Source organism: Patescibacteria group bacterium, assembly GCA_018830295.1.
In the GTDB taxonomy this organism is placed as follows: domain Bacteria; phylum Patescibacteriota; class Minisyncoccia; order Portnoybacterales; family UBA2143; genus JAHJSM01.
On sequence record JAHJSM010000001.1, the window covers coordinates 451,415 to 474,008 of the forward strand.

General features: G+C 37.7%; 21 protein-coding genes, 2 tRNA genes and 3 rRNA genes. 24 read left to right on the plus strand and 2 right to left on the minus strand.

Annotated features, from left to right (window positions below):
- Positions 1-43 precede the first annotated feature (43 nt).
- The gene (locus KKF19_02475; protein ID MBU2579799.1) at positions 44-961 is read left to right on the plus strand and encodes an LAGLIDADG family homing endonuclease; all 918 of its coding nucleotides are present in this window, start codon (positions 44-46) and stop codon (positions 959-961) included.
- Between the two features lie 5 nt (positions 962-966).
- Positions 967-1,037 (plus strand) — tRNA-Gln (locus tag KKF19_02480).
- Positions 1,038-1,113: 76 nt separating this feature from the next.
- Here KKF19_02480 and KKF19_02485 read toward each other — a convergent pair.
- A complete protein-coding gene (locus KKF19_02485; protein ID MBU2579800.1) occupies positions 1,114-1,506 on the minus strand; it encodes an NUDIX hydrolase in 393 nt (130 codons plus the stop codon).
- A gap of 143 nt (positions 1,507-1,649) precedes the next feature.
- Between KKF19_02485 and KKF19_02490 the strand changes: the two genes are divergently transcribed.
- From KKF19_02490 to KKF19_02515, 6 genes are read left to right on the plus strand one after another with little or no spacing between them, the layout of a single operon-like run.
- Complete coding sequence (locus KKF19_02490) at positions 1,650-2,066, plus strand: nucleoside-diphosphate kinase (protein MBU2579801.1); 417 nt, start codon at positions 1,650-1,652, stop codon at positions 2,064-2,066.
- Between the two features lie 53 nt (positions 2,067-2,119).
- A complete protein-coding gene (locus KKF19_02495) occupies positions 2,120-3,397 on the plus strand; it encodes a glycosyltransferase family 4 protein (protein ID MBU2579802.1) in 1,278 nt (425 codons plus the stop codon).
- Positions 3,398-3,401: 4 nt separating this feature from the next.
- The gene (locus tag KKF19_02500; protein ID MBU2579803.1) at positions 3,402-4,004 is read left to right on the plus strand and encodes a hypothetical protein; all 603 of its coding nucleotides are present in this window, start codon (positions 3,402-3,404) and stop codon (positions 4,002-4,004) included.
- 11 nt (positions 4,005-4,015) lie between these two features.
- The gene (locus KKF19_02505) at positions 4,016-4,924 is read left to right on the plus strand and encodes a glycosyltransferase (GenBank protein MBU2579804.1); all 909 of its coding nucleotides are present in this window, start codon (positions 4,016-4,018) and stop codon (positions 4,922-4,924) included.
- Positions 4,921-5,982 (plus strand): glycosyltransferase family 4 protein, encoded by a 1,062-nt coding sequence (locus KKF19_02510; GenBank protein MBU2579805.1) that lies wholly within the window; start codon positions 4,921-4,923, stop codon positions 5,980-5,982. The genes KKF19_02505 and KKF19_02510 overlap by 4 nt, the downstream gene beginning before the upstream one ends.
- Positions 5,963-6,646 (plus strand): class I SAM-dependent methyltransferase, encoded by a 684-nt coding sequence (locus KKF19_02515; GenBank protein MBU2579806.1) that lies wholly within the window; start codon positions 5,963-5,965, stop codon positions 6,644-6,646. Before KKF19_02510 ends, KKF19_02515 begins: the two co-directional genes overlap by 20 nt.
- A 34-nt stretch (positions 6,647-6,680) precedes the next feature.
- Here KKF19_02515 and KKF19_02520 read toward each other — a convergent pair whose 3' ends face one another.
- Positions 6,681-6,848, minus strand: a complete 168-nt coding sequence (locus KKF19_02520) for a hypothetical protein (protein MBU2579807.1) — start codon at positions 6,846-6,848, stop codon at positions 6,681-6,683.
- Between the two features lie 188 nt (positions 6,849-7,036).
- Here KKF19_02520 and KKF19_02525 point away from each other — a divergent pair, with 188 nt between their 5' ends.
- From KKF19_02525 to rrf, 16 genes are all read left to right on the plus strand, one after another.
- Positions 7,037-9,667 carry a trypsin-like peptidase domain-containing protein gene (locus KKF19_02525; GenBank protein ID MBU2579808.1) on the plus strand — a complete coding sequence of 877 codons (2,631 nt, stop codon included), beginning with the start codon at positions 7,037-7,039 and terminating at the stop codon, positions 9,665-9,667.
- Between the two features lie 43 nt (positions 9,668-9,710).
- Entirely contained in the window at positions 9,711-10,193 is a 483-nt protein-coding gene (locus tag KKF19_02530; GenBank protein ID MBU2579809.1) for a hypothetical protein, read from the plus strand.
- Positions 10,194-10,356: 163 nt separating this feature from the next.
- On the plus strand, positions 10,357-10,791 hold the full coding sequence (locus KKF19_02535) for an FKBP-type peptidyl-prolyl cis-trans isomerase (GenBank protein ID MBU2579810.1): 435 nt from the start codon (positions 10,357-10,359) through the stop codon (positions 10,789-10,791).
- A 43-nt stretch (positions 10,792-10,834) separates the two neighbouring features.
- Positions 10,835-12,016 carry an aminotransferase class V-fold PLP-dependent enzyme gene (locus KKF19_02540; protein ID MBU2579811.1) on the plus strand — a complete coding sequence of 394 codons (1,182 nt, stop codon included), beginning with the start codon at positions 10,835-10,837 and terminating at the stop codon, positions 12,014-12,016.
- Positions 12,017-12,179: 163 nt separating this feature from the next.
- The gene (locus tag KKF19_02545) at positions 12,180-12,548 is read left to right on the plus strand and encodes an iron-sulfur cluster assembly scaffold protein (protein MBU2579812.1); all 369 of its coding nucleotides are present in this window, start codon (positions 12,180-12,182) and stop codon (positions 12,546-12,548) included.
- A gap of 9 nt (positions 12,549-12,557) precedes the next feature.
- The gene (gene rpmF / locus KKF19_02550) at positions 12,558-12,842 is read left to right on the plus strand and encodes a 50S ribosomal protein L32 (GenBank protein MBU2579813.1); all 285 of its coding nucleotides are present in this window, start codon (positions 12,558-12,560) and stop codon (positions 12,840-12,842) included.
- Positions 12,843-12,866: 24 nt separating this feature from the next.
- Positions 12,867-13,304: a transcription antitermination factor NusB gene (gene nusB, locus KKF19_02555; protein MBU2579814.1), complete on the plus strand. Its 438-nt coding sequence runs from the start codon at positions 12,867-12,869 to the stop codon at positions 13,302-13,304.
- Positions 13,305-13,314: 10 nt separating this feature from the next.
- Positions 13,315-14,019 (plus strand): ribonuclease III, encoded by a 705-nt coding sequence (gene rnc, locus KKF19_02560; protein MBU2579815.1) that lies wholly within the window; start codon positions 13,315-13,317, stop codon positions 14,017-14,019.
- 15 nt (positions 14,020-14,034) lie between these two features.
- Positions 14,035-14,421, plus strand: coding sequence for a 30S ribosomal protein S16 (gene rpsP / locus KKF19_02565; GenBank protein MBU2579816.1), 387 nt, complete (start codon positions 14,035-14,037; stop codon positions 14,419-14,421).
- Between the two features lie 86 nt (positions 14,422-14,507).
- Positions 14,508-14,861 (plus strand): KH domain-containing protein, encoded by a 354-nt coding sequence (locus KKF19_02570; GenBank protein ID MBU2579817.1) that lies wholly within the window; start codon positions 14,508-14,510, stop codon positions 14,859-14,861.
- A gap of 57 nt (positions 14,862-14,918) precedes the next feature.
- A complete protein-coding gene (gene trmD / locus KKF19_02575; protein ID MBU2579818.1) occupies positions 14,919-15,575 on the plus strand; it encodes a tRNA (guanosine(37)-N1)-methyltransferase TrmD in 657 nt (218 codons plus the stop codon).
- A gap of 210 nt (positions 15,576-15,785) precedes the next feature.
- A 16S ribosomal RNA gene (locus tag KKF19_02580) occupies positions 15,786-17,283 on the plus strand.
- Positions 17,284-17,546: 263 nt separating this feature from the next.
- A tRNA-Ile gene (locus KKF19_02585) sits at positions 17,547-17,621 on the plus strand.
- A gap of 86 nt (positions 17,622-17,707) precedes the next feature.
- Positions 17,708-18,391 (plus strand): hypothetical protein, encoded by a 684-nt coding sequence (locus KKF19_02590; GenBank protein MBU2579819.1) that lies wholly within the window; start codon positions 17,708-17,710, stop codon positions 18,389-18,391.
- Positions 18,392-18,657: 266 nt separating this feature from the next.
- Positions 18,658-22,380, plus strand: a 23S ribosomal RNA gene (locus tag KKF19_02595).
- A 54-nt stretch (positions 22,381-22,434) separates the two neighbouring features.
- Positions 22,435-22,544 (plus strand): 5S ribosomal RNA (gene rrf, locus KKF19_02600).
- Together the 16S, 23S and 5S rRNA genes with 1 tRNA gene alongside form the textbook arrangement of a ribosomal RNA operon.
- Positions 22,545-22,594: the final 50 nt, after the last annotated feature.

A 22,594-nucleotide genomic window follows, 5' to 3' on the forward strand; every position in this document is an offset into this window, starting at 1 on the left:
GGAGTGGTGTGGATACGGAGTCGTCTAAGTGGTATTAAAAATATTGTTTTTATGTTATAATAGTGGCATGATAAAGTGTAAGCTTTGTGGCCGCTATTTTAAATTTATAACAGAAAAACACTTACAATCTAAGCATGATTGTAGTGTTAAAGAGTATGCAGAACAATTTGGCGATAAAGGCGTTGGATTTTTTCCTATTATATCGCAAAAATTAGATAAAAATGATCCAAGATATATTAAGTGGAGAAAAAGCTTAAAGAATAGACCATCTCCATGGAATAAGGGATTAAATAAAAATACGCACCTAAGCATTGCAAAAATTTCCAAAACTTTTAAGAAAAATAAAATTGATAATTTCAAGCAGTGGCGACAGAAAGAAATTGAAGCAGGGCGAATAAAAACAGATTATCCTCCTTTTGAAAAAACAGGCGATTTAGCTGAATTAATTGGTGTGATTTTAGGAGATGGTCATATTGGGAAATTTCCAAGAACAGAAGTTTTAGAAATTTATTCTAACTCAAACAATCCTGGATTTGTGAATAGATATACAACATTGGTTGAGCAAACATTTAACAAAAAACCTAAGGTATCAAAAAGAAAGACAAGTAATTGCATCAACATTGTAATTTATCAGAAAAATATTAGTAAACGCTTGGGTATCCCCGCTGGCGCGAGGGGAGATAAATGTTTTCATATTCCTCGTTGGATTTGCAATAATAAGGAATATCTAATAAGATACCTTCGTGGGTTATTTGAAGCAGAAGGGTCTTTTAATGTTCATTTGCCCACCTATACTTATAAGTTTATATTTGCTAATAGAAACGAATCTTTGCTTAAAAATGTTTTTCGCGCGTTAAGAATTTTAGGATTTAATCCGCATAAAACATATAAAAATATTCAGATTTCACGAAAAGAAGAGGTTTATCGTTGCAAAGATTTAATATCATTTAGACAATATTAATACATTGGGAGGTCTGCTAATGGTAGGCAACAGCGCTCTGGACGCTGCAATACAGGTTCGAATCCTGTCCTCCCAGCCCGACTTTTTTATCGAGAGACCGAGAGGTATAAAAAAATCGCCGAATGGGCGATTTTTTGATTGACACAATAAATTTATAATAAGGCTTTTTTAATTCTCTTTTTTATATTCTCATGCCAGAAATCATAATTATCTAAATCTGAAAGTTTTACCCACGCATAATCAATATGTTCATCGCTTAAAGTGATTTTATCTGCTTCGAGCGCTTGAGCAACAAAAGTTGCAACATAATAGCCAATTTCGTTTTCTGTCCAACTGTCAATGTCTAATATCTTTTTTACTTCAAATTCAGTAATTTTTGTTTCTTCTTTTATTTCCCTTTTTAAAGCATCAATCCAAGATTCACCTTTTTGAATTTTCCCACCTGGCAAGAGCCATTTGCCAGTGTTGTGTTTTAAGATTAAAACAGCTTTTTCTTGATTCTGGATAATAACATTTTGAGTGATTTTAAATAATTGTGTAGTCATAATATTAAGTAATTGTATAGTTGAATTATATATGAATACTTGATTGGTGTCAAAATGAGACAGAAACGGAGTATAATAGTTGACAATATTATAAAAAGTATTCATACTACTAATAGTACAAATAAAACATAGGAGGGAAACAAATGGAAACATCTTTTTTTCTAATAAAGCCCGATGCTGTAAGAAATGGTTATGTCAAAAAGATTATAGAATTTCTTGAAAAAAGAGGTTTTAAGGTGTTAGCAAGAGAAACGAGGGTGCTTAGCAGAAGAGATATAATGTTTCTATATCCCATGCATATTAAGGAAGTATTCTTTAATAACATTGTCGCGTTTATGGATTCAGGCCCATCGGAAATTTTAATGGTACAAAGAGATTCTGCCACTGAAATTTTAAATAGGTTAGTAGGCGTCACTGATCCCCAAAATAATAGCGAGAATACATTGAGATATCGTTTTGGCACAGATCTTAGACATAATGCCGTGCATTCGCCTAATAGCGAAGCAAGCGCGGCAAGGGAGATTCTGTATTTTTTTCCTAAATGGCAACGGGATGTTTGAGGGAGGGGCTATTAAATTTAATAGCCCCTTAATTATTAATTAAAAGGGCTATTGTGAGAAAAAATAATGATAAAAAAATAAGATTAGGTGTTTTTGTAGATGGTGATTTTATCCCTTCTTTTGATGGAGCCGCCAATAGATTTCATTATTTATCTAGATCTCTTCTATGGGCAGGTGTCGAGGTGGTAATTTTTCACGGTTATCGCGGTTGGTCTGATCTAAAGTTAATCAAAAAAGAGAAATTTAAAACATATATTTTTCCAATTGAATGTTATTACAATAATTTAGATCTAATTGCGTCTATTATTAAAAAAGAAAAAATAGATATTATCCAATTTGATAATTTAGAACCCATTATATTACAGGGGATAAATCTATCGCATTTAACCAAAACTTATCTTGTAAGTGAAATGCATTATGTGGTCAGATCTTTAGCAAGAGACCTTGGGGCTTCTGCGACGAGGATTAAAACAATAAAGAAAATAGAAGAGACTGTTGGCGAATCGATAGACCATTTAATATGTCTCAGTAAAGACGACAAACAATTTCTTATAAAAAACATGAATCTATCTAAAAGCAGAATATCGGTCATGCCGAGCGGGGTTGATACAGAGGATATTAAATATTGGGGTCCAAACTTTAAAGAGAAAACAATTATTTTTTTAGGAAATCTTTTTTTTGAACCAAATTTAGAAGCGGTTAAAATAATTTATAAATATATTTACCCTAAATTAAAAAAATACAATTTTCGTTTTTTAATTGTCGGTGATTGCCCAAAAAAGGTTAAAGCCAGATATCAAAGCGCTAATTTCAAATTTACGGGTACGGTTAAAAATTTAAATCAAATATTTAGAAAGTCTACATTCGGGTTGGCTCCGATTCTAAGTGGAACGGGATTGCGAATTAAAATTTTAAATTATTTAGCCGCAGGTATACCTGTTATCGCTACAAATGTAGCTGTTTCTGGTCTAACCAATAAAAAAAATATTATCATAGAAGATGATTTTAAAAAATATCCTCAAATTATCATTGATTTAATAAATAACAAAGACAGATCCATAATGTTATCACGAATAAGCAGGGCAATGATGTGTAAAGATTTTAAATGGAAAAATATCGCAGAAAGAACTAAATTGATTTATCAAAAAATATTACAGTTACCGTTAAAGAACAAAAGCTCATTGATAGGAAATATTCCAAAACTTAAAAACAAGGAGCCGGTATGGCTTGAGGAGGCAAAAAAGAAAAAAAGATTCACAGAGCGCAATAAAATGAAAGAGCGGTTTCAATATGCTATCATACAAAACAATAAATTTCGTATTATAAAATAATTTTATGACAAAAATTATTGCTTTTGAGGGTGTGCCAGGAGCAGGGAAAACAACTTTAATAAGAAAAATTATTGAGAAAAATCTATTAAAAAAATGTATTAACATTCCTCAATTAGAGATTTCTCAACAATTATGTGACTTAAAGAATGATTTAGAAGTGTCTATGCTTTATTTAGACGCTGAAGGACAGAAATTTAATAAAATCACTAACCTCCTAAGGAAATACGACTATATTTTGTTAGATAGAACCTTTTTAACCACATTGGCGTATTGCTATGCTAGAGCAAAAATAAAAAACGACAAAAAGCAATACTCAATGTTGTTAGATTATTTTAGGCAACTTGATGAAAAAGATTTTTTCATAGAACCGACACATGTCATCTGTTTTTCACTGCCTATAAAGGAAAGTATATCAAGAAGATCAATGTTTTCTAAAATAAATGAATACCATTATTGGTTTAATTTTAAGTTTTTAGATTTTTTTTCAAAATTTTATAGTAAAAAAAACCTTGCTAAGTTTAAAATACCTAAAATAATATTTATCAATGCATCAAGGTTAAATGAAACGGATTTAATAAAAAGAGTAATTAGAATTATATGTGCTTAAAAAAGACAAAAATGAAGGATGAAATAGATATTTCAATTATAATTCCAACCTATAATTATAAAGATCGCAATCAAAATCTTTATAACTTGTTAATTGCTTTAAATAAACAAAGGCAAGCGAATGGCAATTTTGAAATTATTATTGTTAATAATTATAATTCTTCAATAGGCGAGGAGACGATAAATAAATTTAAAAGATATATTAAAGAACTAAAAATTATTGAAGATCCAATCGTCGGTTTGAGTCATGCAAGAAATAGCGGCGTATCAAGCGCAAGAGGCAAAATCGTGGCATTCCTTGATGATGATATAGTCCCTTCAAATGGTTGGTTGAATTCATTAATAAGCGCGCACAAAAAACACAATGCTCTATGTATCGGAGGGCCTGTAGTCCTTAAAGAAAAAAACTTAGTGTTGCCGGGATGGCTTACAGATTATTATTTAAGATTTTTATTACCACCAAAGTTTCCAAAATATTCGTGTAAAATAAATAAACCGTTTTATTTGATTGGCGCTAACATGTCATTTAAAAGAGAAGCTTTCAAGCAATATGGTTTATTCGACGAATCTCTTGGACGCAAAGGTTTCTGTTTGCTTTCTGGGGAAGATATAGAATTCATCATAAGGATTAAACAAGATAATGTTTTTTTTGAATCAAATGCTTTGGTTTTTACACAAATCAAGCCAAATAGAATCTCGCGTTATTTTTTTATGAAGAGAATATTCTGGCAGGCAATTTCCGAAGCAAGAATTGTTAACAAGCATAGTATTTCTGAATTATATGATAAGTCGGAGTTAACTATATCAAAAGTAGTTATTAAAGATTTGTTAAAATTGTTAAGACATGCTAAATTTTTTCAAGCATTTTGTATTATGCTGAGACTTGTTACATTTAAATTGGATTTGTTATTAAAATTATGAAAATTTGTTTAATCTCGCCAATTGACGAAAGAATTCCGCCTATATTGTATGGCGGCATCGGGCGTGTGGTATATAATTTGACAGATGGACTGGTAAAGAAAGGACATGATGTAACTCTTTTAGCTTCTGGAGATTCCAATGTCTCGGATAGGATAATTCCCGTGATAAACAAATCCTTAGGCGTTAGCGGTATTAATAACAGCCCTAAAAAGCGTGAAGTTTTTTTTCAAATGGCGATAGCAAATATTATTAATATTCTATTAAAAAATAAGTTTGATATAATCAGTAATCATTTGGGTTGGCGTTTGATCCCTTTTGAAAATTTAATATCTGATCCAATCGTTACAACATTGCATACGCCGCTTGACCAAGAGAACAAACAGATTTTATTTTCAAATTATCCAAATCATCCCGTAATAAGCATTAGTAAAAACCAAAGAAAGCCATTGCCAAAACTTAAATACTTAGGAAATGTTTATAATGGAATAAATATCTTTTTGTATGATTTTTCAGATATCCATGATGATTATTTAATGTTTTTAGGCAGAATGTCGCCTGAAAAGGGGGTGTTAGAGGCTATCCAAATTGCTAAAAAGATGAATATGAAATTGGTTATCGCGGGAGCGATTCATAATTGGGACAGAGTATATTTTGAATCAAAAATTAAACAACATATAGATAATGAAAGTATTGTGTTTGTAGGTGAGATTAATGATAAAGAGAAAAATAAATTGTTAGGTAGAGCGAAAGCATTACTTGCTCCAGTACAATGGGATGAACCATTTGGTTTGACATTTATAGAATCAATGGCTTGCGGAACACCTGTGGTGTCATTTAATCGTGGCTCAGTAAAAGAAATTATTATCGATAAAAAAACAGGGATAATAGCAAATTCAATCAATGATATTTGTAATCGATTTAAAGAATTAGATAGAATAAATCGCGTAGACTGCAGAAAGCATGTTGAAAATAAGTTTGTTTCTGATATTATGGTTAATAATTATGAAGAAATATTTTTAAATTATTTAAAAAAAATTAATGAAAAAAATAAACGATAAATACAAAAGAGAGTTGAATTTCTGGATCAATAAATGGGAGGAAAAAATGCAGAAGGATTGGTGGAGTGACGATGTGCCAACATTGTTAAGAATAAATAATAATCCAAATATTTATTCTTACCAGCAACGTAAAAAGCAGGAAGCAAAGGCTTTATTTTTAAGATTTTTAAAAGAAACCGAAATAAGCGATAAATCATTTTTAAAAAACAAGATTGTAGTTGATATCGGGCCGGGTCCCATGGGACTATTAGAAGCCAGTAATGCTAAGATTAAAATTGCAATAGATCCTATAGCTCAAGAATATCAAAAACATAATCTCTTGTTGAAAGATTCTGATGTCGTGTATATAAACTTACCCGCCGAGAAGATTCCTCTATTAGATGGATATGCTGATGTGGTGATATCTCGTAATAGCTTAGATCATGTTTCTGATCCTATTAAAGTAGTAAAAGAAATTTATAGAATTTTAAGAACCAATGGTTATTTTGTTTTAAATGTTGATATTAACCATCCCTCAACGATTGCTGAGCCTCATAAAATAACACAAAGTATGATAAAAAAAATAACTCAAGATTTTGAATTAATTAGAAAAATTATATATAACAAACCCCATGGCTGGAAAGGGAAAATGTATGTTGGATTGTTTAAAAAAGTTAATAAATAATTCATTTATATTCTTAAGTGACGAATATTATTTTTTACTTCCCCAAAACCACTTTCTTATTAGCCAGAACAAGTTGGCTTTTAACACAGGTCAATAATTCTCTTTTTTCAAGAATATTTCCTTTTAATAGGATATATCTATCATAACTTTTGATATCAATTTCTTCGGAAGTTGATTTTTTAGTTTTAATTTCCCAAAACATTTGTTTGGGTAATTTCCATTTTGGCTTTAATGTCTTCAAGAACGGAAAAGATGATCCGGAGCGATTTTTTACCGAAAGATTTTGAATCTGTTATATTGTGGTTTGTTTTACTCATAGGTTGATTATATCAGTAAAATGTTGTATATTTCAAGTATAGTTGGTTAAGAAGAATTAAAATAAATAAAAATATGTTTAATACTAAAAAAATTTTCATTGCGTTACTTCCACTTTTATTTTGCCTTTTATTCTTTGCTCAAAACGCGAAAGCGGAAATTTACACAGCAACAAATTTTCAGTCAGTTTCGTGTCCCTATGGATCGGAAGTTACCGCGATGAGTCTAACCTCACCGGGCGATAATGTTACGATAGCGGGAACAGGATTTGGCGATAGAAATATTACTGATAGCGTAAATGAAAGTGTTTATATTCCAAATCCGACAACAGGTGGAGTTTATAATGTATATAGAGGTCAACGAGATGAAGGTGGTCAAATTGTGTATTTTGGTCTTATGTCGTGGAATGACAGCGAGATTGGACTAGAAGTAAAGCAAGGGTTAGGAAGTTCTCTCGGATCTTATATAATCTTGAGAACATACAGCGATATAAACGATAGTCAAGGTAGTTGTGTTCAGGGTACATTAACAGCTGGTCTTATTTGTACTTCTTTTACATATTCTGATTGGGGTACTTGTCAATCTGATAGTACGCAAACAAGAACAGTTTTAAATTCTTATCCGTCTGGCTGTTCCAGCGGAAATCCTGTATTAACTCAATCATGCACTCCCGCTTGTACTGCTAATGACTATTCTTGCAACGATTGGAGTAGTTGCTCGGTTAGTGGCGACCAAACCAGAACTTGTAATAAAATTTCTAATTGTGATGGGGGAGTACAAATGCCGGAAACTTTACAAAGTTGTACATATGTGCCACCAATCTGTAATTCTTGGACTTATTCTGTTTGGTCTGATTGTCAAACCGATGGCACTCAAACAAGAACTATTACAAATTCTTCGCCCGATAATTGTGTCGGTGGTAACCCCGTTTTAACTCAAAATTGCAACTATATACCTTTTTGCACCATTGATGATTATTCTTGTGGGGATTGGTCGGCTTGTTCGCAAGGTGGCAACCAAACAAGGGCGTGTGATAAAATTAAGAATTGCCAAGATGGCGCAGTTTCTATTACTACAAATCAATCATGCACTTATGCTCCAGATTGTATTTTATTTCGCTATTCCAGTTGGTCCGAATGCTCGCAAGACGGCAAACAAACGAGAAGTATAACATCAAGATATCCGTCTAATTGCGAAGGTGGCGTTTCGTCGCAGACTACACAGTCATGCACTCCGCCATGTAATGCTGATACATGGATTTGTGGTTCATGGGGTGAATGTTCGCTTTCCGGGATACAAAGCCGTGATTGTACTAAAACTTTTGATTGTCTTAATGTACAAACAGCATCACCAATCACTGCCCAGTATTGCGAACCTCCAAGCAGACCAATGTCGCAAACACCGCCAAGTGGCACTGATGAAATCTTAAATCAAGATACGATTATAAAATCAACCGTAAAACTCTTATGCCCGGTAGATAATTATAGAGCCAGTCAAGGATCTGGTACTGTTATTGATTCAACGGGGACTATTCTAACTAATAAACATGTTATCGCTGGAACATTAGGGTGTTTTGTGGGGTTTATAGATGATTTTAACGATGAACCATATTTTGGTGATAAGCATATAGCCGATATTATTAAAATTTCATCAACTCAAGATGTTGCTATTTTAAAAATGCGAAATCCAAAAAACATGAGATTGTCATATGTTGATACAACAAAAGGTAGTGTCAATTTCACGCTAGGCACAAAAATTACAACCTATGGCTATCCAGCAAAATTTGGTACAAAAATTACATATACAAGCGGTGATTTCAGTGGGACAGAAGGAAGCTACCTAAAAACAACTGCCATACTTGAATATGGCAATTCTGGCGGCGGCGCTTATTTAAAAAACGGAACATTTATAGGTATACCATCCGCCGTAGTTAAGGGACAACTTAATGCGATGGGATATTTGTTATCTATAGATGTAATTAAAGCATGGCTCAACGATTCAACTGTTGCTTCTGGAAATACAAACAATAATAATTATTCTCGCGTTTCGGTTTTAGAAGATATGGATTTAAATAAACTTGGTTCTCTTGAATTATTTATTCCTGATGTTGACGATAAAGGTAATCTTTCTACTTCTGAAAAAAATAAAAGTTTGCAAAATACTGAAGAACAACCGCAAACAAACCAAACTCAAAAAGAATTAACTATTATTGAGTCTGATGATTTAGATGAAGAAACAGATTCAAAACAAAATGAAGAAAATAAAAAAGATGATTCCGATGTTGAAATTTTGGAGCAAAGAAAAAGTATAGTTGCTAACGCCGTTCAAGAGATAACCAAAATTGCTGAACATCATAATGAGATTGGAGAAGAAATGAAAACAACCATCCAATCACAAACTCAAAACCAAGAAAAAATAGAAACTAGTATACAAAAGATTAAAAGTAGAGGTGGCGTTACAAGATTCTTTATCGGACCTAATTATAGTGAAATAAAAAAATCGGAAAGAATATTAGAACAAAATAAAGAACAAATTCAAAAGTTAAACGAAATTAGAACTCAAATAATTGATCAAGGAGAACAATTACAAATTATAGAACAAATCCAAGCTCTTGAGAGGGTAAATGAAGAAACTGAAACCTTATTAAACGAAACTCAAAAAGGATTTAGCCTTTTTGGCTGGATGTTCAGATTGTTTGCAAAATAATTTGATGAAATGGTAGGATGTTTTCCGCTTAGTCTATAAAAATATGGAAAATGACGAAATAGAAAAAAACAATTTTTTTCTTCTTGATAAGTATTTCCAGCTAATTCTTGAAAGAGATAAAGCAATAATTTTTTTGATTCAGTTAATTATTGCTTTGTTGGTAATAGCAAGTTTTAGCGATAAAATAATATCAAATATTATTCCTATAAAAATTTTAATTGCTATCTTGCTTTTTCTAACTACGTTAATGTTAATTGATTATTTATTAAAATTAAACAACGGACTCAACGCATATGCCAAAACTTTGGGCGATAAAAGTAATGATGCAAAAAAATGGTTCAGAAAATTAATTGACGGATCTATTTATCTGTATACATCAATGATTATAATAATCATTGATGTAATTATTGGTCTTATTATTCTAAATTTACTAATATCGCTTTACGCATTTTTGGTGCAGATAGTAATTTTTGCGATTTATATTTTCAAAAAGGATAAAATAAAGGAATTTGCCACCAAAGAATAAAATCAGGTCAGAAGTGTTTTATTCTTGTTGACAGTTATGTAAAAGGGTTCCAATTTCGTCCCATACGGTCAGCCCGACTTTTAATCTGGGGACTGTCCCCAAGAGGGGACAGTCCCCATTGAGGCAGGTTATGGTAAGATTAAAATAAATTAATTAAACAATTATGAAAAATATTATTTTGTCGGTTGTGGTTTTGGTTGTTGTGGTTGGGGGGTTTTATCTTCTTTCGAAAATTCCCAGTGATGAGGCGGTGAAGGGAGTTGAATTTGGCGATGAATTGCGGGCGGAAATAGCGCGGGAAGGGACGGGCGCGGAGGCGAAGAATGGCGATAAAGTTTCCGTTCATTATGTTGGCGTTTTGGAAGACGGGACTAAATTTGATTCAAGTTTGGATAGAGGCCAGCCCTTTGTTTTTTCATTGGGCGCGGGGCAGGTCATTAGCGGATGGGATTTGGGCGTGGTTGGGATGAAAGTCGGAGAAATCAGGCGGCTCTATATTCCTTCAGCATACGGTTACGGGGAAGCTGGCGCGGGCAACGGTTTAATTCCCGCCAACGCCAATTTGGTTTTTGAGGTGGAGTTGTTGGGGATTGAGTAGAATTTTTGACAAATGGGCGGGGGTTTGGTATGGTCTTAGTAAGATGAAAAAAATAATTTATCTTGATAATGCGGCGACGACGCCGGTTGATGCGGTTGTTCTTAAAAAGATGTTGCCGTATTTTTCCGAGAAGTATGGCAATCCTTCCAGCATTCATCGCCTCGGGCAGGAAACATTTCAAGCGATAGAAGAGTCGCGCCGACAGGTCGCCGATTTTTTGAATTGTTCTCCAGAAGAAATATATTTTACCGGCTCGGCGACGGAAAGCGACAATTTGGCGATTTGGGGGATAATTGAAAAGATTATTTCCTTGGGTTCGGCAAAACCGCATCTTATTATTTCTGCGATTGAGCATAAAGCGGTTCTTGAAATATGTCATAAACTTGTTGAAAGGAAAATGGCCGAATTGACTGTCTTGCCGATTAACGAAGAGGGATTAGTTGAATTAACGAGTTTAGAAAAGGCGATTAAAAAAAATACGCGGTTGGTCGCGGTCATGTATGCTAATAGCGAAATAGGGACAGTTCAGCCGATCGCGCGAATTGGGCGATTGATTCAAAACATTAACAAAAAAAGAAAAGAGCCAATTTATTTTTACACTGACGCGGTTCAAGCGGCGAACTATCTTGATTGTCGGGTTGACAACCTTGGGGTTGATGGGTTATCTTTCTCGGGACACAAAATTTACGGGCCAAAAGGAATTAGCGCTTTTTATTTAAGAAAAGGAACGCCGATTACACCCATGATTATTGGCGGAGGACATGAGAAAGGGTTAAGGTCGGGAACAGAAAACGTTCCGGGCATTGTCGGATTGGGAGCGGCGGTTGAGAGAATAAGAAAGTCGGGCGGAGACGGCGCGCAAATTAAAAAATTAAGAGACAAACTTATCACAGGTATTTTAAGAGATATTCCTAACGCGCGGTTCAATGGTTCTTTGAAAGAACGCTTACCCAATAACGCTCATTTTAGTTTTAAGGGCGCGGAAGGGGAAAGCATTATTATGGAATTATCTCAGCGAGGAATTTGCGCCTCAACTGGTTCCGCTTGCGCTAGCCATTCTTTAAAACCATCAGATATTTTGTTGGCGCTTGGTTTATCTCACGAAGAAGCGCATTGCAGTGTCCGACTTACATTAGGCAAACAGACAAAGCCGTCAGACATAGATTATGTTTTAGAAATTTTGCCTGGGATCATAGAGAGGTTGAGAAAAATTTCGGGAAGATAAATAGAATTTTCAATTTCCAATTATCAATTTCCAAACAATTCTCAATGATTAAATTTTCAAATAAGAAAAACAAGAATAAGATTAAGAAAAATTTGAGAGTTTTGAAAATTGAAAATTAAGAAATTGTTTGAGAATTGAAAATTGAGAATTGAAAATTATTCCCATGTATTCCAAAACAGTTATTAAACATTTTCAGCATCCCAAAAATATGGGAGCGATGAAAAATCCCGATGTTCAGGCGGAAGAGGGTAATGTTGTTTGCGGCGACATTATGAAAATTTATTTAAAAATTAAAGATAGCAAGATTAAAGATATTTCTTTTGAAACGATGGGTTGCGTGGCGGCGATTGCTACTTCTTCGATGTTGACAGAGATGGCAAAAGGAAAAACACTTGCTCAAGCTGAAAAAATTTCATATAATGATGTGGCTAAAGAACTAGGTCAATTGCCACAAGTAAAAATGCATTGCGCCGACTTAGCCGTCAAGACATTACAAAAAGCGATTAAGAAGTATAAAAAAAGTAATTTATAATTTAATACTATGGGTGTTCCAAAACAAAGGCATACAAAATCAAGAAGGAATAGGCGGCGTTCGCATCACGCCTTAAAAGAGCGGAGTTTTCCCACCTGCGCGAAATGCGGTTTTGCTGTTATGTCTCATCATGTTTGTCAAAATTGCGGAACTTACGCGAACAGGGAAGTGATTGATGTTTTAAGCAAGCTCACTAAAAAAGAAAAAAAGACAAAAGAAAAGGAATTATCCGAACAAGAGAAAGGACAAACCGAAGAAAAAGAATTAAGCATGGGGGATCTCTCCAAGAAGTAGAATAATTATTCATAATTCTAATTTATGGCGAATAGGCATTTATCAAGAAGTATCGCGATGCAATCTCTTTACGAATGGGATTTTAAAGGTAAGAACGACAGTAAATTAAAAGAATTTGTTGAGCGAAACATTGAAGAATTTGGTCCAGGATTGGAAGATTATGATTTTGTTTGGCAAATCATTAACGGGGTCGTTAAAAACATAGAGAAACTTGATAAGATTATTGAAAAATCAGCTCCCGAATGGCCGATTGACCAAATTACCATTGTTGACCGAAATGTTTTAAGAATTGGGCTTTACGAACTTCTTTTCGGTAATCGTGAAGAGGTTCCGCCAAAGGTGGCCATTAACGAAGCGATTGAATTGGCTAAAAGTTTCGGCGGCGAGTCATCGGGCAAATTTATCAACGGGGTTTTAGGAACGGTTTACCGCGAAATCGGCGAGCCGGGGAAAAACGAGTAAAAAATGAATTATGGCTCAAAAACCAGTGGACAGTATTTTAAAACTTGAAAAAAAAATCGGAGTTGAATTTGACAATAAGGATTTATTGCGGCATGCTTTAGTTCACCGCTCTTATTTAAACGAAAATCCAGAATTTCACTTGAAAGACAATGAACGGCTTGAATTTTTAGGGGACGCGGTTTTAGAGATGGCCGTGACAGAGTATCTTTATTCCAACTATCCCAATCCAGAAGGAGACCTGACAAACTGGCGTTCGGCTTTGGTCAACACCAAAATGCTTTCTAAAATTGCCAGCAAACTTGGGATTAACAATCATTTGCTTTTAAGCCGAGGCGAAGAGAAGGACACGGGCAGAGCGCGCCAATGTATTCTTGCGAACGCGATGGAAGCGTTGATTGGAGCTATTTTTTTAGATAGGGGTTATCAAAAGGCGGCGGAGGTTATCCAAAGAGAAATCTTAGGAGAGTTGCCTCATATTATTAAGCAAAAACTTTATCGCGATCCCAAAAGCCGTTTTCAAGAAAAAGCGCAAGACATTGCCGGCATTACCCCAAACTATGAAGTAATTAGAGAGTGGGGCCCAGACCATGCTAAGAGTTTTATCATCGGTGTTTATTTAGGTAAAGAATTAGTGGCCGAAGGCGAGGGCGTTTCAAAACAAGAAGCGCAAGAAAAAGCGGCCGAAGCGGGGTTAGAGAAGAAAGGGTGGAAATAAAAATTATTTATTATTATGCTTATTATTCGTTTAATTAGGACAGGAAAAAAGAATGCTTCCAGTTTTCGGGTTGTTTTAACGGAGAAAAAAAATGCGGCGAAAAGCGGCAGATTTTTAGAGGTTCTCGGAAGTTATAATCCGCGCTTGCGCGAAAAGAAAATTACTCTAAAAAAAGAGAGAATAGAATATTGGATTTCTCAAGGCGCTCAAACATCCGACACGGTTCATAATTTATTGGTCAGCCAAGGCGTTATTAAAGGACCTAAAATTGCGAGAAAAATTAAATTAAAGAAAGGCGCGATCGCGCCAGAAGGAGAACGACCAGTCGAACAACCAGCAGAAGAGAAGAAAGAAGAGAAGAAAGAAGAAGCGAGTGAAGAAGAAAATATTGACAAAATATAAAAGTGGAGTAAAATACGAGATAAAGTAGCGGAAAGAAAGGTCGGGCTACTGCGATATAGTTAGAACTAATTTAGAAAAGAAAAAATATGGCTACTACACCAGCTGATAAAGATTTTTTGGAGTTTGTTATTAAATCAATTGTTAGTCACCCAGAAGATGTGAGCGTGACTCGAACTGTTGATGAAATGGGGGTTCTCTTGAACCTTAGAGTTCATCGAGAGGATATGGGTCAGGTCATCGGAAGGCAAGGAGCGACCGCTAAGGCGATCAGAAGCATTCTTAGAGTAATCGGTCTTAAAAACAACGCGCGAATCAATCTTAAGATTGAAGAGCCCGAAGGTGGAAGAATGGATCGGACTGAAGACACTCCGACCATAGCTCCCGTTGAAGAAGCTCCTAAGAAAAATGTTGACGAAGTCGTTGATGAATTAAGTTTGTAATTTGTCTTTGACAAATATAGAAAACCGCGTTTCAATAGAGAGACGCGGTTTTTGTTTATTATGAAATTTAATATTATTACAATTTTTCCGGATGTTTTTGAACCATACTTTAACGAAAGTATTATTAAGCGCGCGCGGGCGAAGAAATTGGTTCAAATTAAGATTTATAATTTGCGGAACTATACGAACGATAGACACAGAACAGTTGACGACCGACCTTATGGCGGAGGCGCTGGTATGGTTTTTATGGTCGCGCCGATTTTGAAAGCAGTCGCGGCGTTAAAGAAAAAATTTAGCGGCAAAAAATTAAAAACAAAAATTGTTTTGCTTTCCGCGAAAGGGAAAAAATTTGATCAAAAAATGGCGAAGAAATTTTCAAAATTAGACAATCTTATTTTAATTTCGGGCCGTTACGAAGGAGTTGACGAAAGGGTCGCGAAATATATCGCCGACGAAGAAATTTCTATTGGCGATTATGTTTTAACGGGAGGAGAACTTCCAGCGATGATTGTTGTTGACGCGGTCGTCCGACTTATCCCAGGAGTTATTACTGAAGATTCTCTAAAAAGAGAAAGTTTTTTTAAAGAAAAATATATTGAGCATCCGCATTACACCCGTCCAGAAGAAATTATTATTAATGGAAAAAAAAGAAAAGTTCCAAAAGTCCTTTTATCAGGCGACCATAAAAAAATAGAGGAGTGGAGAAGCAGATAGATTTATGACAAAGTGTTCAACCCTGAACGTTGAACACTTTAGAGGGTTGACAGTTAAGTGGGGATAATATAGGATAGGACAGTAGCGTTCTTTAAAAAAAGAATATTGTAATTTTGTACAGTTGTCCCATCTTGATTGTAATCGATCAAGATTGCTTGTCTAAATTTTAGACAAGCTTGAGTCTATAATTAAATCTTTTGGATTTAATTTTTTTGTGAGAGTTTGATCCTGGCTCAGGATGAACGCTGGCGACGTGGATAAGGCATGCAAGTCAAACGACCCTAATTTATTAGGGTAGTGGCGAACGGGTTAGTAACACGTAGGAATTCACCCTAAAGACCGGAATAACTCGGAGAAATCCGAGCTAATACTGGATGGTCTCGTAAGAGTAAAGTGTCATCTTCGGATGATTTCGCTTTAGGAGAAGCCTGCGTCCTATCAGCTTGTTGGTGAGGTAATGGCTCACCAAGGCGATGACGGGTAGGGGAGGTGAGAGCCTGACCCCCAACAATGGAACTGAGATACGGTCCATACACCTACGGGTGGCTGCAGTCGAGAATCTTCCACAATGGGCGAAAGCCTGATGGAGCGACGTCGCGTGAGTGAAGAAGCCCTTCGGGGTGTAAAACTCTTTTAACAGGGAACAAATCCGATTTATCGGATTGAGCGTACCTGCTGAATAAGGGGTGGCTAACTTCGTGCCAGAAGCCTCGGTAATACGAAGGCCCCGAGCGTTATCCGGAATTATTGGGCGTAAAGCGTGAGTAGGCGGTTTTAATAGTGGCTGGTCAAATTCTGGTGCTTAACTCCAGAACTGCCAGCCAAACGTTGGAACTAGAGCAAGCGAGAGGATGATGGAACTTACCAAGTAGGGGTGAAATCCGTTGATATGGTAGGGAACGCCAAAGGCGAAGGCAATCATCTGGCGCTTGTCTGACGCTGAATCACGAAAGCGTGGGGAGAGAAGAGGATTAGATACCCTCGTATTCCACGCTGTAAACGATGCCAACTAGCCGTTCGAAGTATCGACCCTTCGAGTGGCGAAGCTAACGCGTTAAGTTGGCCGCCTGGGAAGTACGGCCGCAAGGCTAAAACTCAAAGGAATAGACGGGGACTTGCACAAGCGGTGGATCATGTGGTTTAATTCGATAATACACGAGGAACCTTACCAGGGTTTGAAATTCTGATGAAATCCCTTCGAAAGTTGGGGCCTCTTAATAAGACATCAGAGTCAGGTGGTGCACGGTTGTCGTCAGTTCGTACTGTGAAGCGTTCCTTTAATTAGGTTAACGGACGCAACCCTCATCCTGTGTTACAAGTGTCACAGGGGACTGCCTCCGTATAGGAGGAGGAAGGCGAGGATGACGTCAAATCAGCGTGTCCCTTTGATATCCTGGGCTACACACATGATACAATGGCCGAGACAATGGGTTGCCAAACCGCAAGGTGGAGCTAATCCCATCAAACTCGGTCCCAGTTCGGATTGGGGGCTGCAATTCGCCCCCATGAAGCCGGAATCGCTAGTAATCGCAAATCAGCTATGTTGCGGTGAATACGTTCCCAAGTCTTGTACTCACTGCCCGTCAAACCAGGGAAGTCGGTAGCGCCCAAAGTCTCTCTTTCGAGAGGGCCTAAGGCGAGATCGGTGACCAGGGTTAAGTCGTAACAAGGCATCGGTAGCGGAAGCTGTCGATGGATCACCTCCTTTCTAATTTTTTTTAGGAAAAATTGGGGTGTCGATTGAGATTGAAAATTAGAATTCTATTTTCAATCTTAGGGTGTTGGCCGAACAGCCCAAAATATCGGCCACTGGGACAACTGTATAAGATTACAATAAAATTAAAGAGCCTTGTCTGATACAGATGGGGCTTTTTAGTTTTAATATGGGGGCTGCCCCCGTTGCGGGGGCAGCCCCCTCGTAGATTATTTTTATTGACCTTGTGTTTAGTTTTTGCTATTATGACGGTATATGGGCGCGTAGCTCAGCCTGGTTAGAGCGCGTCTCTGATAAAGACGAGGTCCCTGGTCCGAATCCAGGCGCGCCCACATTATAATGTTATCCACAAGCGGTTTGGCGATTTTTTTGTTAGAATAGAGGAAACAAGAACTATAAGCGAAAGGGGGTGAAACAAATGTTTATTCGCACATGGGCGGAAGTTGTGACTGCTTCTTTGCAGACACTTTGGACGGGTTTTGTAGAATTTTTGCCAAATCTTTTAGGCGCGATTGTTGTTTTTTTTATCGGTTGGATTATTGCGTCGCTTTTAGGGCGGCTCGCTACTCAAATTATTCAGACCTTAAGAATTGATCAGATTTTATCCAGAATGAATCTTAAAAAAGGTTTGGAAAGGGCGAATCTGAAACTTGATTCAGGCAAATTTATTGGCGAGTTAGTCAGATGGTTTTTTATAGTCGTTTTCTTAATGGCGGCTACGGACATCTTAGGACTTTCTCAAGTTACTGATTTTCTGACACAAGTTCTCCTTTACATTCCTCAATTGATTGTCGCGGTTCTAATTATTTTAGCCGCGGTTTTGATTTCCAATTTTATGCAAAAATTGGTTAAGGCGAGCGTAGAGGCGGCTGGGTTAGGATCATCTCACTTTTTAGCGGCGATGACTAAATGGGCTATTTTGGTTTTTGCTGGATTGGCCGCGTTATTGCAACTCGGCATTGTTCCCGCTTTGATTCAAACACTTTTTACGGGAATAATAGCGGCTTTAGTTATTAGCATTGGCTTATCTTTCGGGTTAGGAGGAAAGGATATGGCGATGCAAATTCTAAGCAAGTTGAAGAGAGATGTTTTAGGAGAGTAAGCGATACTTGACAAGGATACAGGATGGATATATCATCTTATACATAGTTTTGATATGATAAAAATAAAAAGACCAACAACAAAGAAAAGCGGATAAAAGGCGTTTATTTTTTGATGAACGAGACCGCTTTTCCAGCGGTCTTTTTATTTGGTTTTAGGCGATAAGAGAAAGAACCTTAACAATTGAAGTGGTTTTTCTGTTTATGTTAGTTAGAATAGATCAACTTAGAATGTTAGATAGTGGTTCTAATATTCAAAAAGTTGGAAGGATAAATTAAGTTAAGGGCTTATGAAGGATGCCTTGACATAAAGAGCCGATGAAGGACGTGGCGTGACTGCGATAAGCTTCGGGGAGGCGTTTAGCAGCCTTTGATCCGGAGATTTCCGAATGGGGCAACCCAACATTGTAAACCAATGTTACCTCGCTTTATTGCGGGGAGGGCACCTGGGGAAGTGAAACATCTTAGTACCCAGAGGAAAAGAAAACAAGCCTTCGCTTTTAGCGAAGGGATATTCCCTAAGTAGCGGCGAGCGAAAGGGGAGGAGTCTAAACCTATTTTTGTTTACAAAAATGGGTGTTGTAAGGTAGCAGTGTTCCAAGAAGGAAGGAGTTTAGAAATATGAAAGTGTTAATCAAATCTTGCTGGAAAGCAGAACCAAAGAGGGTAATAGTCCCGTAGGTGAAAATACTTTTGTGCTCCTAACTGTTATTCTTGAGTACCTCGGGACCAGACTATCCCGTGGGAAACCGGCAGTCCTACACTGCCAAGACTAAATACTCTTTATGATCGATAGTGAACTAGTACCGTGAGGGAAAGGTGAAAAGTAGCCCGATGAGGGCGGTGAAATAGAACCTGAAATCATAAGCCTACAAAGAGTCGGAGCCCCGCAGTTCTGCGGGGTGACGGCGTGCTTTTTGCAGAACGAGCCAACGAGTTTTAGTTTTTTCTTTGTTTAAGCCCGTCAGGGCGAAGGCATAGGGAAACCGAGTGTTAATAGCGCGTTTGTTATTTATAACAAGAGAAAAAGCTAAAGACCCGAAGCCAGTGCGAGCTAACCATGGCCAGGATGAATTTCCGAGAAGTCGGAAAGGAGGTCCGCACCCACTGATCGTGCAACATCAGGGGATGAGCTGTGGTTAGAGGTGAAATGCTAATCGAGCCTGGTAATAGCTGGTTCTTCCCGAAATAGTTTTAGGGCTAGCCTCTTGTAATTGGATATTTATATCCAAAGGTCTTTAGGGGTAGAGCACTGGATGAAGCAAGGCGATTTATCGTACTTGCCTCAATCAAACTCCGAATACTAAGGATTAAACAAGGGAGTCAGAACGCGGGGGCTAAGCTCCGCGCTCAAAAGGGAAACAGCCCAGATTGTCATCTAAGGTCCCTAAACCAAACTAAGTGGAAAAGGAAGTGAAATTTCTCTGACAGCTAGAAGGTTGGCTTAGAAGCAGCCATCCTTTAAAGAGTGCGTAACAGCCCACTAGTTCAGAGATTTTGCGCCGATAATTTAACGGGGCTAAGTTTGGTACCGAAGATACAGGCGTTCCGCTTTATTGCGGGACGCGGTAGGGAAGCGTTCTATGAGCGTTGAAGTCAAATCGGAAGGTTTGATGGAGATCATAGAAGCGAGAATGTTGGCATCAGTAACCACAATCCCGATGAGATATCGGGACGCCGAAAGCTCAAGGTTTCCTTGGCAATGAATATCAGCCAAGGGTTAGGCGGTCCTAAGTTGAGCCCTGCGTTATAGCGGGGTAGCTACGATGGACAGACGGTTAATATTCCGTCCCTTCAATATTTTTTCGATGGAAGGACGAGGTTTAGTAGTCTGAGCGGCTTATTGGATTGCCGTTCTTTGCTTGAGGATGTCTGTTAGGTAAATCCGGCAGACAATAGTCCAAGAGTTGAGAAAAGGTTTTCTTTCGGGATAACCAATTCAGGTGAGCAGACCTCCAAGAAAAGTTCCTAAGAAATAAGAATATTGAATCCGTACCCCAAACCGACACAGGTGAGCAGGGCGAGTAGCCCAAGGCGAACGAGTGATTTCTCGTGAAGGAACTCGGCAAAACAACGGGTGTAACTTCGGAATAAACCCTCCCCACAGAAATGTGGGGCGCAGTTAAAGATTCCTGGCGACTGTTTATCAAAAACACAGCTCCCTGCTAACTCGCAAGAGGATGTATAGGGGGTGACGCCTGACCAATGCCAGAAGGTTAACGGTTGACGTCTTGCTCTTCGGAGTAAGGCGAAGGCCCGAAGCCCTGGTGAATGTCAGCAATAACTATAAGATTGAACAATTGTAGTTATAAAATTTGGCCATATGCTGGAAACTCCGGAGAATATCAATGTACTCGCTATTAATAATAGCAGTGAAAATCATTGGTCGTCGCGAAATATTATCGCGGCCGGACAATCAGCAGGAAAGACTCTTATGGAAAACAAGTGGTTAAAAAACATACCTCCGGATTGGGGGCATTATTTGGCAGGATTTGTAGATGGAGAAGGAAGCTTCAATGTATCTTTAAGAAGAAAAGAAGATCATACAATGGGGTGGCAAGTAGTCCTAACATTTAATGTATCTCAGAAGGAATTATATATTTTATCCCAACTGAAAAAACATTTGACTTGTGGAAGATTGCAACACAGAAAAGACGGAATTAATTATTATGTTTGCGCTAATCCTTTGGCTATTATGAATCGGATTATTCCTTTTTTTAGAAAATATCGGTTTCGATCAGTCACTAAAAAAAAGAATTTTTCTATCTTTTCTCAAATCGCGGAATTGGTTTACAGAAAAGAGCATCTTAATAGAGAGGGATTAGATAAAATAATTGAACTCCGTGAAGAATTAAATAAAGGGAAAGGCAGAAAGAGAAAATATAGTATTCAAGATTGGGAAGAATACAAACAAGAGAATCCTCAGAGACTATACGCCAAACCGCGCGCTTTTCGTGAAGAACGCGGATGATATAGTCCAATCTTTACAGCGATGTAAAGTTTCTCAACAAATTGAGAATTAATAAATATATGAATTGTTCTAAGGTAGCGAAATTCCTTGACTGGTAATTTCAGTCCCGCACGAATGGCGTCACGACTGGGAAACTGTCTCCACGAGAAGCTCGGTGAAAATGCAGTAGGGGTGAAGATGCCCCTTACCTGCGGCAAGACGGAAAGACCCTAGAAGTTTTACTGTAAGTTCTCATTGAGGTATTGTTTTGAATGCGTAGTATAGCGGGGAGGCTTTGAAGTCCGGCTTTCGGGCTGGATGGAGCCGCCAGTGAAATACCCGTCTTTTAAAATGATGCTTCTAATTCGCCTTTTGGCGGAGACAGTGGGTGCTGGGCAGTTTTAGTGGGGCGCTATCCTCCTAAAAAGTAACGGAGGAGTTTATAAGGTCAGCTAGACCCGGATGGAAATCGGGTTCGTCGCGCAAAGGCACAAGCTGGCTTTACTGCAAGGCGGGCATGCCGCGCAGTCGCGAAAGCGGAACTTAGTGAACTGACCGTGGGTTGTAGAACCGCGGGAGATTAACGGATAAAAACTACTCTAGGGATAACAGGCTAATAAAGCCCAAGAGTCCATATCGACGGCTTTGTTTGGCACCTCGATGTCGGCTCATCACATCCTGGGGGTGAAGAAGCTCCCAAGGGTTTGGCTGTTCGCCAATTAAAGTGGTACGCGAGCTGGGTTCAGACCGGCGTAAGCCAGGTTGGTCCCTATCTGCCGTAGGCGTTGATACTTGAGGGAAGTCTTTCATTGTACGAGAGGATCCGAAAGAACAAACCTCTGGTCTACCAGTTGTCCCGCCAGGGGCATTGCTGGGTAGCTAAGTTTGGACGGGATAAGCGCTGAAAGCATCTAAGCGCGAAGCCCCTCCCAAGATTAGGTATCATAGATACGCGGGAGACGACCGCGTTGATAGGCTTCAGGTGTAAGCGCGGTAACGCGTTTAGCCGAGAAGTACTAATATATCATATTATTTATCCTTCTAACTTTTTGGATGTTATTTATAAAAACAGAGAAACAAATTCCAAACCGCTCATCTGGTGATAATGCCGAACGGGTTCCACCTCTTCCCATTCCGAACAGAGAAGTTAAACCGTTCAGGGCCGATGATAGTGGCTTTGCCGCGAAAGTAGGTTGTCGCCAGTTGAGTGGTTTGGAATAAAAAAAACAGTTCTTATTTTAATAGGGGCTGTTTT

Bases quoted from the DNA above. Each gene is read 5' to 3' on its own strand.
- KKF19_02570 (MBU2579817.1), top strand. From the start codon at position 14,508: ATGGCTACTACACCAGCTGATAAAGATTTTTTGGAGTTTGTTATTAAA.
- rpmF (MBU2579813.1), top strand. From the start codon at position 12,558: ATGGGTGTTCCAAAACAAAGGCATACAAAATCAAGAAGGAATAGGCGG.
- rpsP (MBU2579816.1), top strand. From the start codon at position 14,035: ATGCTTATTATTCGTTTAATTAGGACAGGAAAAAAGAATGCTTCCAGT.
- KKF19_02500 (MBU2579803.1), top strand. From the start codon at position 3,402: ATGACAAAAATTATTGCTTTTGAGGGTGTGCCAGGAGCAGGGAAAACA.
- KKF19_02540 (MBU2579811.1), top strand. From the start codon at position 10,835: ATGAAAAAAATAATTTATCTTGATAATGCGGCGACGACGCCGGTTGAT.
- KKF19_02510 (MBU2579805.1), top strand. From the start codon at position 4,921: ATGAAAATTTGTTTAATCTCGCCAATTGACGAAAGAATTCCGCCTATA.
- KKF19_02515 (MBU2579806.1), top strand. From the start codon at position 5,963: ATGAAAAAAATAAACGATAAATACAAAAGAGAGTTGAATTTCTGGATC.
- KKF19_02505 (MBU2579804.1), top strand. From the start codon at position 4,016: ATGAAGGATGAAATAGATATTTCAATTATAATTCCAACCTATAATTAT.
- KKF19_02485 (MBU2579800.1), bottom strand. From the start codon at position 1,506: ATGACTACACAATTATTTAAAATCACTCAAAATGTTATTATCCAGAAT.
- KKF19_02590 (MBU2579819.1), top strand. From the start codon at position 17,708: ATGTTTATTCGCACATGGGCGGAAGTTGTGACTGCTTCTTTGCAGACA.
- KKF19_02545 (MBU2579812.1), top strand. From the start codon at position 12,180: ATGTATTCCAAAACAGTTATTAAACATTTTCAGCATCCCAAAAATATG.
- nusB (MBU2579814.1), top strand. From the start codon at position 12,867: ATGGCGAATAGGCATTTATCAAGAAGTATCGCGATGCAATCTCTTTAC.
- KKF19_02490 (MBU2579801.1), top strand. From the start codon at position 1,650: ATGGAAACATCTTTTTTTCTAATAAAGCCCGATGCTGTAAGAAATGGT.
- KKF19_02525 (MBU2579808.1), top strand. From the start codon at position 7,037: ATGTTTAATACTAAAAAAATTTTCATTGCGTTACTTCCACTTTTATTT.
- rnc (MBU2579815.1), top strand. From the start codon at position 13,315: ATGGCTCAAAAACCAGTGGACAGTATTTTAAAACTTGAAAAAAAAATC.
- KKF19_02530 (MBU2579809.1), top strand. From the start codon at position 9,711: ATGGAAAATGACGAAATAGAAAAAAACAATTTTTTTCTTCTTGATAAG.
- KKF19_02535 (MBU2579810.1), top strand. From the start codon at position 10,357: ATGAAAAATATTATTTTGTCGGTTGTGGTTTTGGTTGTTGTGGTTGGG.
- KKF19_02520 (MBU2579807.1), bottom strand. From the start codon at position 6,848: ATGTTTTGGGAAATTAAAACTAAAAAATCAACTTCCGAAGAAATTGAT.